Annotated in this window: 16 protein-coding genes; 10 read left to right on the top strand and 6 right to left on the bottom strand. The window is 70.1% G+C overall.

Features of this window, described 5'->3' with window-relative positions; all coding sequences use genetic code 11:
* Nucleotides 1-47: 47 nt before the first annotated feature.
* Nucleotides 48-1,088 carry an alcohol dehydrogenase catalytic domain-containing protein gene (locus IM697_RS33705; protein ID WP_194039865.1) on the bottom strand — a complete coding sequence of 347 codons (1,041 nt, stop codon included), beginning with the start codon at nt 1,086-1,088 and terminating at the stop codon, nt 48-50.
* Nucleotides 1,089-1,298: 210 nt separating this feature from the next.
* Here IM697_RS33705 and IM697_RS33710 point away from each other — a divergent pair, with 210 nt between their 5' ends.
* The 3 genes from IM697_RS33710 to IM697_RS33720 all read left to right on the top strand — a co-directional run bounded on the left by IM697_RS33710 (nt 1,299) and on the right by IM697_RS33720 (nt 3,527).
* A complete protein-coding gene (locus IM697_RS33710) occupies nt 1,299-2,252 on the top strand; it encodes a LysR family transcriptional regulator (protein WP_194039866.1) in 954 nt (317 codons plus the stop codon).
* 133 nt (nt 2,253-2,385) lie between these two features.
* Entirely contained in the window at nt 2,386-2,667 is a 282-nt protein-coding gene (locus IM697_RS33715) for a hypothetical protein (RefSeq protein ID WP_194039867.1), read from the top strand.
* Between the two features lie 80 nt (nt 2,668-2,747).
* Entirely contained in the window at nt 2,748-3,527 is a 780-nt protein-coding gene (locus IM697_RS33720; RefSeq protein ID WP_194039868.1) for an SDR family NAD(P)-dependent oxidoreductase, read from the top strand.
* A 32-nt stretch (nt 3,528-3,559) separates the two neighbouring features.
* Here IM697_RS33720 and IM697_RS33725 read toward each other — a convergent pair whose 3' ends face one another.
* Nucleotides 3,560-4,210, bottom strand: coding sequence for a GntR family transcriptional regulator (locus IM697_RS33725; protein WP_194039869.1), 651 nt, complete (start codon nt 4,208-4,210; stop codon nt 3,560-3,562).
* Between the two features lie 133 nt (nt 4,211-4,343).
* Here IM697_RS33725 and trxB point away from each other — a divergent pair, with 133 nt between their 5' ends.
* From trxB to IM697_RS33750, 5 genes are all read left to right on the top strand, one after another.
* On the top strand, nt 4,344-5,321 hold the full coding sequence (gene trxB, locus IM697_RS33730) for a thioredoxin-disulfide reductase (RefSeq protein WP_194039870.1): 978 nt from the start codon (nt 4,344-4,346) through the stop codon (nt 5,319-5,321).
* A 52-nt stretch (nt 5,322-5,373) separates the two neighbouring features.
* Nucleotides 5,374-5,709: a thioredoxin gene (gene trxA / locus IM697_RS33735; RefSeq protein WP_194039871.1), complete on the top strand. Its 336-nt coding sequence runs from the start codon at nt 5,374-5,376 to the stop codon at nt 5,707-5,709.
* Complete coding sequence (locus IM697_RS33740; RefSeq protein WP_194039872.1) at nt 5,706-6,233, top strand: carboxymuconolactone decarboxylase family protein; 528 nt, start codon at nt 5,706-5,708, stop codon at nt 6,231-6,233. Before trxA ends, IM697_RS33740 begins: the two co-directional genes overlap by 4 nt.
* Nucleotides 6,234-6,325: 92 nt before the next feature.
* Complete coding sequence (locus IM697_RS33745) at nt 6,326-6,508, top strand: hypothetical protein (RefSeq protein WP_194050153.1); 183 nt, start codon at nt 6,326-6,328, stop codon at nt 6,506-6,508.
* A gap of 51 nt (nt 6,509-6,559) precedes the next feature.
* Entirely contained in the window at nt 6,560-7,111 is a 552-nt protein-coding gene (locus tag IM697_RS33750; protein WP_194039873.1) for an OsmC family protein, read from the top strand.
* Between the two features lie 287 nt (nt 7,112-7,398).
* On the opposite strand, the gene IM697_RS33755 is transcribed toward IM697_RS33750, so the two are convergent.
* Together IM697_RS33755 and IM697_RS33760 are read right to left on the bottom strand one after the other, a co-directional pair.
* On the bottom strand, nt 7,399-8,739 hold the full coding sequence (locus IM697_RS33755; protein WP_194039874.1) for a class I SAM-dependent RNA methyltransferase: 1,341 nt from the start codon (nt 8,737-8,739) through the stop codon (nt 7,399-7,401).
* A gap of 141 nt (nt 8,740-8,880) precedes the next feature.
* Complete coding sequence (locus IM697_RS33760) at nt 8,881-10,929, bottom strand: APC family permease (RefSeq protein WP_194039875.1); 2,049 nt, start codon at nt 10,927-10,929, stop codon at nt 8,881-8,883.
* Between the two features lie 508 nt (nt 10,930-11,437).
* Between IM697_RS33760 and IM697_RS33765 the strand changes: the two genes are divergently transcribed.
* The gene (locus IM697_RS33765) at nt 11,438-12,109 is read left to right on the top strand and encodes a potassium channel family protein (protein ID WP_194039876.1); all 672 of its coding nucleotides are present in this window, start codon (nt 11,438-11,440) and stop codon (nt 12,107-12,109) included.
* Nucleotides 12,109-12,786, top strand: coding sequence for a potassium channel family protein (locus tag IM697_RS33770; protein ID WP_194039877.1), 678 nt, complete (start codon nt 12,109-12,111; stop codon nt 12,784-12,786). The genes IM697_RS33765 and IM697_RS33770 overlap by 1 nt, the downstream gene beginning before the upstream one ends.
* Before the next feature lie 66 nt (nt 12,787-12,852).
* On the opposite strand, the gene IM697_RS33775 is transcribed toward IM697_RS33770, so the two are convergent.
* Together IM697_RS33775 and IM697_RS33780 are read right to left on the bottom strand one after the other, a co-directional pair.
* A complete protein-coding gene (locus tag IM697_RS33775) occupies nt 12,853-13,620 on the bottom strand; it encodes a DUF3159 domain-containing protein (protein WP_194039878.1) in 768 nt (255 codons plus the stop codon).
* 3 nt (nt 13,621-13,623) lie between these two features.
* Entirely contained in the window at nt 13,624-14,022 is a 399-nt protein-coding gene (locus IM697_RS33780; RefSeq protein WP_194039879.1) for an OB-fold nucleic acid binding domain-containing protein, read from the bottom strand.
* Nucleotide 14,023: the final 1 nt, after the last annotated feature.

Raw genomic sequence — 14,023 nt, forward strand, 5'->3', positions numbered from 1 at the left:
CCGGTGGGGTCGGCCCGGTACTGCTCGGGGTGGGGGGAGCGGGGTGGTCAGTCGCCCGTGGTGAGGACCATGCGGAAGCGGGCCTGTCCGGCCTGCTGGGTCTTGAGTGCCTCGGCGGCCTGCTCCAGCGGCGCGGTCTGCACCCGCGGGCGCACGCCGCTGGCCAGCGCGAAGCGCATGGCCTGCTCGGTGTCGACGGGACTGCCGGTGACATGTCCGGTGACATGCCGGGCGTGCATCACCAGCTTGTCCAGCGGGAGTTGGAGAGGTGTGCCGTCGAAGCCGACGACGGTGAGCCGGCCGTGCGGGGTGAGTCCGTCGATGAGCCCGGCCAGGGGCTTGCTGCTGGAGGCCGTGGACAGGATCAGCCGGGCCCCGCCCATGGCGCGCAGCGCCTCGCCGGCGTCCTCTGCCTGGCCGTCGATGTAGTGGTGGGCGCCGAGGTCGAGGGCGGTGTGCCGCTTGTCCTCGCCGCGTCCGATGGCGACCGTCTCGTATCCCATGGCGGCGGCGAACTGCACGGCGAGGTGCCCAAGGCCGCCGATGCCGAGGACGGCGACCCGGTCTCCGGGTTCGGCGCCGCCGTGCCGCAGCGCGTTGAAGGTGGTCACCCCCGCGCAGCCGAACGGCGCGGCCTCCTCGTACGAGAGCCCGTCGGGAATCCGGATGAGTGCGGTGGCGGGGACGGTGACGGTGGTGGCCCAGCCGCCCGCGTAACTGAGGCCGGGGATCTGCCTGTTGGCGCAGTGGACCACGTCGCCCGAGCGGCAGGCCGTGCAGTGCCCGCACGAGCCGCCGAACCAGCCGACCCCGGCTCGCTCCCCGACCTCCCAGCCCGCGACGCCCGCACCGACCTGGGTGACGACTCCGGCGACCTCGTGCCCGGGCACGATCGGAAACCCGTACGCGGGCTTCGGATTCGCGGCCATCCCGGCGTCGGCCCCGCAGATACCGGACGCCTTCACGTCCAGGCGCACCTCGCCCGGCCCCGGCTCGCGCGGCTGGACGGGGGCGACGTGCACCGGCCCGCCGGATTCGGTCACCTGGGCGGCCCGGTGCGCGGGGCGGTGGTCCTGGGACACGGTCATCACTCCTGACGGGAAAGAAGGGGCGGATTCCGTACGCGGAATTCCCCGGTACTGTGAAACAGTCGAGAAAGGACGCAGCCGGATTATTTCCTGCCGCTCCGCCCATCCGACGGAGCATGCTTGCCCACGGTAGAGCCAATGCCGGACATCCGGTAGACGATGATCATGAATACAGCTATAGCCTGAGGTTGTGGCTGAGAGGGGTTGAGGATGAACATCGAAGGGCTGCGGTACGCGCAGGCCGTGTCCCGGACCAAGTCGTTCAGCGCCGCGGCGCGCGACTACGGGGTGACGCAGCCCGCGTTGTCGAACGGGGTGGCCCGCCTGGAGGAGGAGCTCGGCGTCAAGCTGTTCGACCGCTCGCCGCGCGGCGTGAAGCCCACTGCCCACGGCGCCCGCGTGCTCCCGATGATCGACCGAGCCCTTGAGGCGCTGGACTCGGTCACGGCCGAGGCGCGGCGGCTCACCAGCCCCGCCGAGGGCGCGATCCGCATGGGCGTCTCACCCCTGATCGGGGCGGATCTGGTGGCCTGCGCCTTCAGCGCCGCCCGCACCCTGACCCGCCCGCGTGACCTGGTGCTGCGCGAGGCCGACCTGGACCTGCTGCGCACCGCCCTGCAGCACGGCGAGCTGGACGTCCTCCTGGTGCCCGAAGTGGAGGCCATGCCCGCCTTCCGGCACCGCACGATCTTCACCGAGCCGGTCGTCGTCATCGACCCGGACGTCGCCCCCGGCACCGACGGCCCGGTGGAGCTGACCGACGCCGCGGGCGCCGACTTCATCCTCGTCCCCGACACCTGCGGCCTGACCACCTTCACCACCCAGCTGTTCCGGGACAACGACCTTGCGCTGCGCACCTATCCGGGCGAGGCCGCCAGCTACCGGGTCCTGGACGAGTGGGCCCGCCTCGGTGTCGGTGCCGCACTGCTGCCGAGGTCCAAGGTGACGGCGGACCACGCCAGCTGCCGCCCGCTGGTGCGCGGCGGCGCTCCGGTGGAGATGTCGTACGAGGCGGTCTGGGGGCGTGACAACCCGCTCGGTGCCGACCTGGAGGAGTTCGTCGACTTCCTCGCCGACTCGGCCGGCTGCCGGGTACCCAGCGGTGAACCGGGCGGCGGCCCCTCCTCGGACGAGGCGACAGGCCCTGCCGCGGCGGCTCAGTAGCGAGTAATGCGATGCAGTTATAGCCGCATCACAGAAGATCCTCTACCGGACACCGACGCGCCGACCTACCTTTGACGCATCCGAAACCGCTCGCGGAAATACCTGCGAGAAATTCAACGGGAAAGGGTGCGTCATGGCCTATCTGGAAATCACGCTCAAGGTGGCGAAAGAGAATCGAGTCGCTGCGGCCGGTGTGTACGAGAAGTACAAGCAGCCGTTCCTCGACACCGTCCCGGGCGCCGAGTCCAAGGAACTCCTCGTACGGGATGAGGACGTGCAGGTGCTGCACGGCTTCACGACCGTGGGCGAGGCCCGCGCCTACCTCGACAGCGCCCTGTTCCAACAGGACGTCGTCGGCGGCCTGGCCCCGCTGCTGGCCGCCGACCCCGAGGTCCGCGTCTACGACGTCGCCTGACCGCCCCGAACGGGCGCGTCTCCCGCACGGTGGCCCGCCCGTCCCTCGCACCTCCCCCTTCTTCTGACCAGGAGTACGGCATGTCCCGCACCACCATCGACCTCACCGGCAAGAAGGCCGTCATCATCGGCGGCACCAGCGGCATGGGCCTGTCCATCGCCCGGAACATCCTGGACGCGGGCGGCAGCGTCGTCGTCACCGGCCGCTCCGAGTCCAGCGCGGCGAAGGCCGTGGCCGAACTCGCCGACGAGAAGGCGACCGGTCTGGCCGCCGACCTGAACGACCCCGCGGCCGTCGAGCGCCTGCGCGCCGAGCTGGCCCGCGACCACGCGGACGCGACGCTCCTGGTCAACGCGGCCGGCGTGTTCGCGCCGAAGCCGTTCCTTGAGCACACGCCCGAGGACTACGACCGGTACCAGGCCATCAACCGGGCCTTCTTCCTCATCACCCAGACCGTCGCCTCCAGCATGGTCGAGCGCGGCGCCAAGGGTGCCATCGTCAACGTCGGCTCCATGTGGGCCCACCAGGCCGTCGCCGCCACGCCCTCCTCCGCGTACTCGATGGCCAAGGCCGGCCTGCACTCGCTGACCCAGCACCTGGGCATGGAGCTCGCGCCGTACGGCATCCGCGTCAACGCCGTCGCCCCGGCGGTCGTGCGCACCCCGATCTACGAGGAGTTCATCCCCAAGGCCGAGATGGACAGCGCGCTCGACGGCTTCAACGCCTTCCACCCGCTGGGCCGCACCGGCACCCCCGACGACGTCGCCGCCACCGTGGTGTTCCTGCTCTCCGACCACACCGACTGGGTCACCGGCGCGGTCTGGGACGTCGACGGCGGCGTCATGGCCGGACGCAACTGACCCATCCGGGTCCGCACCAAAGGCCGTCGGCGTCAGCGGTGCAGCCCGCGCAGACCGGAGTCGACGGTGCCCGTGACGTGTGAACGCAGCGCCTCCACGAAGCCCTCGGTCTCCTCGTCGCGCAGCCGCGCGACGAGGGCTTCGTGCTCGTCGATGATCGTCTGGCAGCGGGCCAGGAGGCTGTCGCCGAGCGCGAAGAGCAGGAAGCGCTGCCGGTCGGCGAGCCGGTCGCTCAGTTCGAGCATGACCTGGTTGCCGCCAACCTCGACGAAGGACCGGTGGAAAGCGAGCGTCAGCTCGATGAACCGGCTCAGATCGTCGGCGCCCAGCGCGCTCCTCTGCAGATCGAGCTCGCTCGCCAGCCGATCCGCGAGTTCCGTACGACACTGCGGTGTGGCGCGCTGTACCGCAGCCGACTCGAGGACGAACCGGGTGTCGGCCAGCTCGCGGGCGTCCTTCTCGCTCAGCCCGCGCACCAGGGCACCGCGCTTCGGGTAGACGGTGATCCAGCCCTCGTCCTGAAGCCGGACCAGCGCGGCCCTGACCGGCGTGCGGCTCACCCCCAGCTCGGCGGCGAGCCCGACTTCACCGAGCATCGCGCCGGGCGCGCGTTCCCCGCTGAGGATGCTGTCGCGGATGGCCGCGTACGCCTGCTCCGAAGCGCTCTGACTACTGATCGACATGGGATCTATCCTCCCGGACAGGCGTCTGGGATACAAGTTGAATCCCATTGGAATACATCGCGCGGGCGGTCGCGTTGAAGCCCCACAGAAGGTCCGCGGAAGCCAGTGGACCGACCGGAGAAAGGACCGTGTCGTGCGGCAGCTCATCGTCATCGGATCCGGCCCCGCCGGATACACCGCGGCCCTCTACGCCGCGCGCGCCAACCTGCGCCCACTCCTGATCGCCTCCTCCGTCGAGGCGGGCGGCGACCTGATGAACACCACCGAGGTCGAGAACTTCCCGGGCTTCCCCGAGGGCGTCATGGGCCCCGACCTGATGGACAAGATGCAGCGGCAGGCCGAGAAGTTCGGCACGGAGGTCCTCTTCGACGACGTCACATCCGTCGATCTGACCGGCGACATCAAGACCGTCACCCTCAGCTCCGGCGAGCGGCACCAGGCCCTGGCCGTCGTCTTCGCGACCGGCTCCGCCTACCGCAAGCTCGGCCTGGCCGACGAGGACCGGCTCTCCGGACGCGGCGTGTCCTGGTGCGCGACCTGCGACGGCTTCTTCTTCCGCGACCGTACCGTCGCGGTCGTGGGCGGCGGCGACTCCGCCCTGGAGGAGGCGACCTTCCTCACCCGCTTCGCCAGCAAGGTGTATGTCATCCACCGCCGCGACAGCCTGCGCGCCTCCCAGGCGATGCAGGACCGCGCCCGCGCCAACGACAAGATCGAGTTCCTGTGGAACGCGGAAGTCACCGCGATCCACAGCGCCGACAGCGTCACCGGCGTCACCCTCACCGACACCACCACCGGCGAGGCGAGCGAACTGCCCGTCGAGGGCCTGTTCGTCGCCATCGGCGCCGACCCCCGCGTCCACCTCGTCCACGGCCAGCTCGACCTCACCGCGGACGGGACGATCGCCGTCGACGGCCGCAGCTCCCGTACGAACCTGCCCGGCGTGTTCGCCGCCGGCGACGTCATCGACCCCACCTACCGCCAGGCCGTCACCGCCGCCGCATCCGGCACGGTCGCCGCCCTCGACGCCGAGCACTTCCTCACCACGCTCCCCGACGAACTCCTGCGGCGCACGACCTCGGACCGGACCGGCGACCTCGCCGCGGCCTGACCACAAGCCCGCCTGCCCCAGCGAAGAACCGCAGAAAGAGAGACATAACGCCATGTCAGCAGCCCGCCCCGTCACGGACGCCTCCTTCGCCGACGACGTCCTGCTCAGCGACAAGCCCGTCCTGGTCGACTTCTGGGCCACCTGGTGCCCGCCGTGCCGCGCCGTCTCCCCGATCCTCGACAAGCTCGCGGCCGACCACGCCGACACCCTGAAGGTCGTCAAGCTCGACGTCGACCAGAACCCGGTCACGGCCCGCCAGTACGGGATCACCTCGATCCCCACGATGAAGGTCTTCCAGGGCGGCAGGCCCGTGAAGACCCTCGTCGGCGCCCTGCCCCAGGCTGCCCTGGAAGCCGAGCTGGCGCCCTACCTGCGCAGTGCGGCATGAGTGGCGTACGAGTCACCCCGTGGCAAGACGACAGTTTCCCCTCCCCGCCCGCCCAGTTGCTCGCCGCCATGCAGGGCCGCCGGCCCAACGGTGAACTGATCGGCATCGACCGGGTCCTGCTGCGGAGCTTCCCGCTCGCCACCGGCTGGAACGAACTCCTCGGCCGGGTCCGCGCCGACTTCAGCCTGGAACTGGAGTACCGCGAACTGATCATGCTGCGCGTGGCCGTGCTCAACCGCGCCGATTTCGAATGGAACGTGCACCACCCGGCCTACCTGCAGGCAGGCGGCACCGAGGACAAGTGCCTCGCCCTCAAGAAGCCCGACGCAGCGGACGGCATCTTCGACGCGAAGGAGCGCGCCCTGATCGCGCTCACCGACCAGTCCACCAGGCAGGTCGAGGTCGACCCCGAACTCATCGAGGAACTCAAGGAGTCGTTCGGCGAGACCAAGACGGTCGAAGCGGTGGCCACGGTCGCCGCCTACAACATGGTCTCCCGCTTCCTGGTCGCGCTGGCGATCTGAAGCAATCAGCCCCAGCCCTGGAGCCGACGCTTCCCCCCTTCGCCGGGCCGCTATTGACCTGCACCCCCGCACACAGCCGCCCCCGCACCCCGGTGCCTCCTCGGAGGCCCGGCGGTCGCGCCGCCGCCCGCCGCCCGCCGCCCGCCGCCCGCCGCAGCATCCCTGTCCCCGCCTTCTCAGCGGCCTTCACCCACTACGACACCCTGCGCACCGGCCACCCCGGCACCTTCCACACCCACTGGTCCCACCCGGACCGCCCCGAGTCGACAACCTGACACGCCACTCCTCAGCACCCGCACCCCACCTCAGCGAAGGACTCAGCACCCATGACCGTGATCAATGACATCGACGTCCAGGCCCTCAAGGACACCACCGCCGCCGTCGAGGCCGACCCCCGCCTCGGCCGGGCCACCTTCTCCGTCGACGGCACCTGGCAGGGCGGCTGCCGCCTCACCGCCCGGACCGGCGCCCTCGCCCAGGGCGGCGAGCAGGACGAGACACGCATCGCCAAGTACACAATGAGCAGCGACGAACCCACCGTACTCCTGGGCACCGACACCGCCGTCTCACCTGCCGAGTACGTACTGCACGCCCTCGCCGGCTGCTACACGGTCACCCTCTCCGCCCTCGCAGCAGCTCAGGGCATCGCGCTCAAGGGCTTCCGCCTCGAACTCGAAGCCGACATCGACCTGCGAGGCTTCCTCGACATCGACGCCACAGTCCGTCCGGGCCTGCAGCAGATACGCGTACGCCTCCACGTCGACGCCCCGGACACCCCTCGCGAGCAGATCGAGGAACTCGTCGCCCTCGTCGAGAACCGCTCGCCGATCCGCGACACCCTGGTCAGCCCTGTCGACGTCGTCACCACACTCGCCTGACCAGCTGCCTACCTTCGTCCACCGCGTTCGCATTTAACGACCGCGGTGGACGAAGCACAGGCCCTTCCGTTCGCTGCGCCCGCGTGCCCGGCAGCGTCGCCGAGCGTCACGCACGCCTCGACTGCCTGCCGGACTCCCACACTCAGCGTGTCTTCTCACCAGCGGCATATGCGACCTGACGCCCCATCAGAACGAGCGTCAAATGAGCGTCACGAGCGTCATTTCAGCGTCAAGATATCGCCCGTAACGCCCACACCGCACATAACGCGCACAGGCAAAACCGCAGGTCAGGAGCCCTTCGCGACCGGCTCAAGGATCGCCACGCACTCCACATGATGAGTCATCGGAAACAGATCGAACGCCCTGAGCGTCCGCACCCGATACCCCCCATCCCGGAAGTACCCCAAGTCCCGGGCCAACGCCGCCGGATCGCATGCCACATACGCGATCCGCCGGGCCCCGAGCGACGCCAGATGCTCCACCGTCTTCCGCCCCGCGCCGGCCCGCGGCGGATCCAGCACCACGAGGTCGACCTCGGTGATCCCGGTACGCGGCAGCACCGTCTCGACCTTGCCCTGCTCGATCCGTACCCGGTCGAAGTCGGCGAGATTGTGCCGGGCGTCCTCCACGGCGCGCTTGCCGGACTCGATGCCGAGGACCGCGCCCTTCTCGCCGAGCCGGTCGGCGAGGGCGCCCGCGAACAAGCCCACGCCGCAGTACAGGTCGAGCGCCATCTCGCCCTTGCGGGGCAACAGGCCCTGCATGACGGCCGTCACCAGGGTGTCCGCGGCCTTCGGATGGACCTGCCAGAAGCCGCCGTTGCCCACCCGGTAGGTACGGCCGTCGGCGCGTTCGCGGACGAAGGGGCGGCCGTGGACGCGATGGGTGCCGCCGTCCTTCTCGCCGATGCGCATCACCGACACCGGCTTGTCCAGCTCGACGATCGGCAGGCGGGCGCCCGGCCGGGGCGTGAGGATCACCTGGCGGTCCTGCGAACCCGTCGCCGCGATCGCCTCCACCGACGCCATGCCGGTCCAGTCGCGCTTCTCGATGCCCAGCTCGCTGACACCCTCGGCGGCGATCATGCAGTGGTCGATCGGTTCCACCTCGTGGGAGCGGTGCCGGCGCAGCCCCGCATGGCCGTCGGCGTCGACCGCGTACTGCACGCGCGTGCGCCACTGCGGCACCTGTCCGGCGGGCAGCTTGTCGCCCTCGGCCGGCATGACCGTGCCGTCCCAGCCGACGTCCTCCGGGGTCAGTCCCGCGAGCCGCTGGAGCTGTTCGGCGATGACCTCGCCCTTCATCCGGCGCTGCGCCCCGGGCTTGGCGTGCTGCCAGTCGCAGCCGCCGCAGCGGCCGGGGCCGGCGAAGGGGCAGGGGGCTTCGATGCGGTCCTTGGAGGCGGACCGGATCTCCACCGCGTCGGCGCGCAGGAAGCGGTCGCCCTCCTCGCCCTCGGTCACGCGGGCCACGACCCGCTCGCCGGGCAGCGTGTGCCGGACGAACAGCACCTGGCCGGCGTCGGTGCGGGCGATGCAGTGCCCGCCGTGGGCGACGGGGCCGATCTCGACCTCGTACTCCTCCCCCACCAGCGACCCCACCTGAGATTTCTTCGGTTCTGCCTGCATGGTGGGGTGACTCCAGATCGAGAAGGGGTACGGCCCGCGACCAGCCATCTCCGGGGGCCCGACAACAGCCCACCAGTCTACGTGCTCCCCGCCTACCCGCTCCCCGTTACCCGCTCCCCGTCCACCCGCTCCCCGCCCGCGTCAGCGCTGGGCGTCCGTCTCCTTGGGCCGCTCCTGGGCCGGCCCGCGCCGCACCGAACCCGGCGCGTTCCACTCCTGCTGCTTGCGGGCCCGCTTGCGCGCCACCTCGGAGGACTGGAGCTGGTACGGCACCGAGGTCACCATGATGCCCGGCGTGAAGAGGAGCCGGCCCTTCAGGCGGAGCGCGCTCTGGTTGTGCAGCAGTTGCTCGTACCAGTGGCCCACGACGTACTCGGGGATGATGACCGACACGGCGTCGCGCGGGGACTCCTTGCGCAGGCTCTTCACGTACTCGATGACCGGCCGTGTGATCTCGCGGTACGGCGAGTCGAGCACCTTCAGCGGTACGTCGATGCCGCGCCGCTCCCACTCCGCGCGCAGCGCCTTCGTCTCCGCCGGGTCGACGTTGACGCTGAGCGCCTCCAGGGTGTCCGAGCGCATCAGCTTGGCGTAGGCGAGGGCGCGCAGGGTGGGGCGGTGGATCTTGGAGACCAGGACGACGGAGTGCACCCGGGAGGGGCGCAGGGTGTCGTCGCTGGGGCCCTCGGGCGCGGCGATCTCCTCGGAGACGCGGTCGTAGTGCTTCCGGACCGCGGTCATGACGGCGTAGAAGATCACCATGCCGACCAGGGACACCCAGGCGCCGTGCTCGAACTTGGTGATCAGTACGACGACCAGCACCAGGCCGGTGAAGAAGGCGCCGAAGGCGTTGATCGCCCGGGAGCGGATCATGCGGCGGCGGGTGGCCGGGTCCCGCTCCGTGGCCAGGTGGCGGTTCCAGTGGCGGACCATGCCGGTCTGGCTGAGCGTGAAGGACACGAACACGCCGACGATGTAGAGCTGGATCAGCCGCGTCGAGTCGGCGCCGTAGATCCACACCAGGAGGATGGCGGCGCCCGCCAGCAGCACGATGCCGTTGGAGAAGGCGAGCCGGTCGCCGCGGGTGTGCAGCTGGCGCGGCAGATAGCGGTCCTGGGCGAGGATCGAGCCGAGCACCGGGAAGCCGTTGTAGGCGGTGTTGGCGGCGAGGAAGAGGACCAGCGCGGTGGCGGCGGCCAGCAGGACGAAGAAGAAGGTTCCGTCGCCGAACACGGCGGCGGCCACCTGGGAGATCACCGGGTTCTGGACGTAGTCGGCGCCGACCGGGACGCCGTCGCGGAGCAGGTCCTTGGCCGGGTTCTCGGCCATGTGGACGTCGGTGGCGAGGGCCAGCCCGATGATGCCGCAGAACATGGACACCGCGAACACGCCCATGAGGGCGAGCGTCGTCGCCGCGTTCTTCGACTTCGGCTTGCGGAAGGCGGGCACACCGTTGCTGATCGCCTCGACGCCGGTGAGCGCGGCACAGCCGGAGGAGAAGGTGCGCAGCAGCAGGAAGACGAGGGCGAAGCCGGCGATGCCCTGGTGCTCGGGTTCGATGTGCAGATCGGAGGTGGGTGCCTTCATGCTGTCGCCCAGCACCAGTCCGCGGAACGCGCCCCAGGCGATCAGCAGGAAGACGCTGGAGACGAAGACGTAGGTCGGGATCGCGAAGAGCTTGCCGGACTCCTTGACGCCGCGCAGGTTCATCAGCGTCAGCAGCACGATGATGCCGACGGCGCACAGCACCTTGTTCTCGACGATGAACGGAATCGCCGAGCCCAGGTTCTCCACACCCGACGAGATCGAGACGGCCACCGTCAGGACGTAGTCGACCAGCAGGGCGCTGGCGACGGTGAGCCCGGCCTTCGGTCCGAGGTTGGTGGTGGCGACCTCGTAGTCGCCGCCGCCGCTCGGATAGGCGTGCACGTTCTGCCGGTACGACGCCACCACGGTGAACATCAGGACGACGACCGCGACCGCGATCCACGGGGCGAAGTGGTAGGCCGACACGCCCGCGATGGACAGGACCAGCAGGACCTCGCCGGGCGCGTACGCCACGGAGGACAGCGGGTCGGAGGCGAAGACGGGCAGTGCGATGCGCTTCGGCAGGAGCGTTTCCGCGAGCCGGTCGCTGCGCAGCGCGCGCCCGATCAGAATCCGCTTGGGCACGTCGGTCAGTTTGGACACAACAGAGAATCGTATGCCCCCTGCCTGGGGCGGAGCACATCCGGGTGAAATCGTGCGCGGCGCGGGGGTGAATTCCGTGCCCCGTTCGCGCCGGGCGCGGGTCCGGCAGGCCGCTGCGTGCCTCCATGACCTGCGTCCGTACGCTCATCACATCCGGGAGACCTCATGTCGCACGCGACCGCTCAGCTCGTCGGTGCTCTCGTCGCGATCGCCGGACTCGCCGCCCTCGCGCTGGCCAGCGTGCGCAGCTTCAACCGCCGCTGACCGGCGTCCGGCAGCGCTCCTGGAGGCCCTGGTCGGGCTGTCGGACCCTGGCGTTACGGTGGACCGTGGCGCAGGCGAGCGGCGATCGTCCGGACCGCGAGGGATCATCGGCCGGATTCCCCGGCATGATGTTGCCCAGCGGTCCGCGACCGGCCCGCGCCTGTTGCCCGGCGAACCGAGAGAAGGTTATGAGCACCACGTTCACGCAAGTCAGACGCCTCACGAGGAGTGCGGGGTAAGCGCCGTGCACATCGTCATCATGGGTTGCGGAAGGGTGGGCTCCGCTCTGGCCCAGACCCTGGAGCAACAAGGGCACACGGTCGCCGTGATCGACCAGGACCCCACCGCGTTCCGCCGGCTGGGCCCCGGGTTCGGCGGCCGCCGGGTCACCGGTGTCGGCTTCGACCAGGACACCCTGCGCGAGGCGGGCATCGAGGAGGCGGGCGCGTTCGCCGCCGTCTCCAGCGGTGACAACTCCAACATCATCTCCGCGCGCGTGGCCCGCGAGATGTTCGGCGTGGAGAACGTGGCGGCGCGTATCTACGACCCCCGCCGCGCCGAGGTCTACCAGCGCCTGGGCATCCCGACCGTGGCCACGGTCCGCTGGACGGCGGACCAGATGCTGCGCCGGCTGCTGCCCTCGGGCGCCGAGCCGCTGTGGCGGGACCCCACCGGCGGTGTCCAGCTCGCCGAGGTGCACGCGTCCACCGCCTGGGTGGGCCACAAGATCAGCAAGTTGCAGGAGGAGACCGGCGTGCGCGTCGCGTTCCTCACCCGGCTCGGCGAGGCGATCCTGCCCAGCTCGCAGACGGTCCTGCAGGAGGGCGACCTGGTGCACGTGATGATGCGCTCCGACGAGGTCGACAAGGTCGAGGCGTCCTTCGCCAAGGGTCCCGAAGAGGAGGGCGGTCACTGATGAGGGTCGCCATTGCCGGTGCCGGTGCGGTGGGCCGCTCCATCGCGGGCGAACTGCTGGAGAACGGCCACGAGGTCCTCCTGATCGACAAGGCGCCGACCGCCATCTCGGTCGAGCGGGTCCCGCAGGCGGAGTGGCTGCTGGCCGACGCCTGCGAGATCACGTCCCTGGACGAGGCGGCGCTGCAGCGCTGCAACGTGGTGATCGCCGCGACGGGCGACGACAAGGTGAACCTGGTCGTGTCCCTGCTGGCGAAGACGGAGTACGGCGTCCCGCGCGTCGTCGCCCGCGTGAACAACCCCAAGAACGAGTGGCTGTTCAACGAGGCCTGGGGTGTGGACGTGGCCGTCTCCACCCCGCGGCTGATGTCGGCCCTGGTCGAGGAGGCGGTGAGCGTCGGCGACCTGGTCCGCCTGCTCCGCTTCAGCCACGGCGACGCGAACCTGGTGGAGCTGACCCTGCCGGAGGAGTCGGCCCTGGCCGGCACCCAGGTCGGCGACGTCGAGTGGCCCCAGGACACGTCCCTGGTCACCATCATCCGCGGCACCCGTGTTCTGACGCCGTCCCGCGAGGATTCCCTGGAGGCGGGCGACGAACTCCTCTTCGTGGCCGCGCAGGCCCGCGAGGAGCAGTTGGAGGACCTGCTGTCGGTCCGCCGCGAGGACACCGCGAGCTGAGCCCCCCCGGGGGGTACGACGGCGGACCTGCGACTCGCAGGGCGCCCTCCGCCGTCGTACGCAGCTCTACGCCTCTCGGCGGTGTCGCCCGCCCGCGGTCTCCCCGTCCTCCGCGGCCAGCGCCGCCTTGCGCTCCTCCTCGGCCTTCTCGGCCGCCTCCATCTCCGCGAACACGTCGATCGGCGCCGGAGCCTTGGCGAGGAACACCCAGGTCAGCCACACGGCCAGCAGGAACGGCGGGATCTTCAGCGCTACGAGCACCCATCCGAGCTGGGTGGTGTCGGCCCACCAGTACAGCGGGAACAGGATCGCGCACTTGGCGAGCAGGATCAGGCCCCAGGCGTAACTGGCCTTCGCATACGCCTTCTTGCGGCCGGGGTTGCGGGTGCGCCAGGAGAGGTTCTCCTTGAACACCGGGCCGAGGATGAGGCCGATCAGCGGCACACCGCTCAGGGTCGTGATGATGTACGCGAGGCCCAGCCCCAGCGTGTAGAGCATGCCCGGCAGATAGAAGTCCTTCGCGTTGCCGGTCATCATCGCGAACACGACACCGAAGGCGACACCGAAGACACCGCTGAAGGCGTGCTTGATGGTGTCCCGCATCACCAGGCGCACCACGACGAGCAGCAGGGACACCGCCAGCGCGGCGATCGCCGACTGGTGCAGGTCCTTGTTGATCGTGTAGATGGTGACGAACAGCAGGCCGGGCAGGACCGTCTCGATCATGCCGCGCACGCCGCCGAAGGCTTCGAACAGCGCGGCCTCGGTCACCGCCCGGGAGTCCTGCTCGGCGTCTGCGGTGGTGTCTTCGGTCGGCTTGTCGAGCGACGTCACCGGCTACTCCCGTCCAAGGGGTCTCAGTTCGTATTTCGGGTTGAACAGCACCCGGCGGCCCCGGCTCATGGAGATCCGGCCCGATGCGATCAGCCGGCGCCCCGGCTCTATGCCGACTATGGAGCGTCTGCCGAGCCACACCACGTCCAGGGCGGCGGAGCCGTCGAACAGCTCGGCCTCCAGGGCCGGAACGCCCGCACGCGGCCGCAGGGTGACCGTGCGCAAGGTACCAGTAACCGTCACGACCTGCCGGTCATGACAGTCGCCGATCTTGGTGCAACCGGCGGTCTCGGCGTCCTCCCGCAGCTCCTCGGACTCCAGGTCCTCCTGCGACGAGGAGAGCCGGTCGAGCATGCGCCGGAACCGGCCCACCGACTTTTCGGAACGAGGAACAGCACTCATG

The organism is Streptomyces ferrugineus, assembly GCF_015160855.1.
Taxonomy (GTDB): Bacteria; Actinomycetota; Actinomycetes; order Streptomycetales; family Streptomycetaceae; genus Streptomyces; species Streptomyces ferrugineus.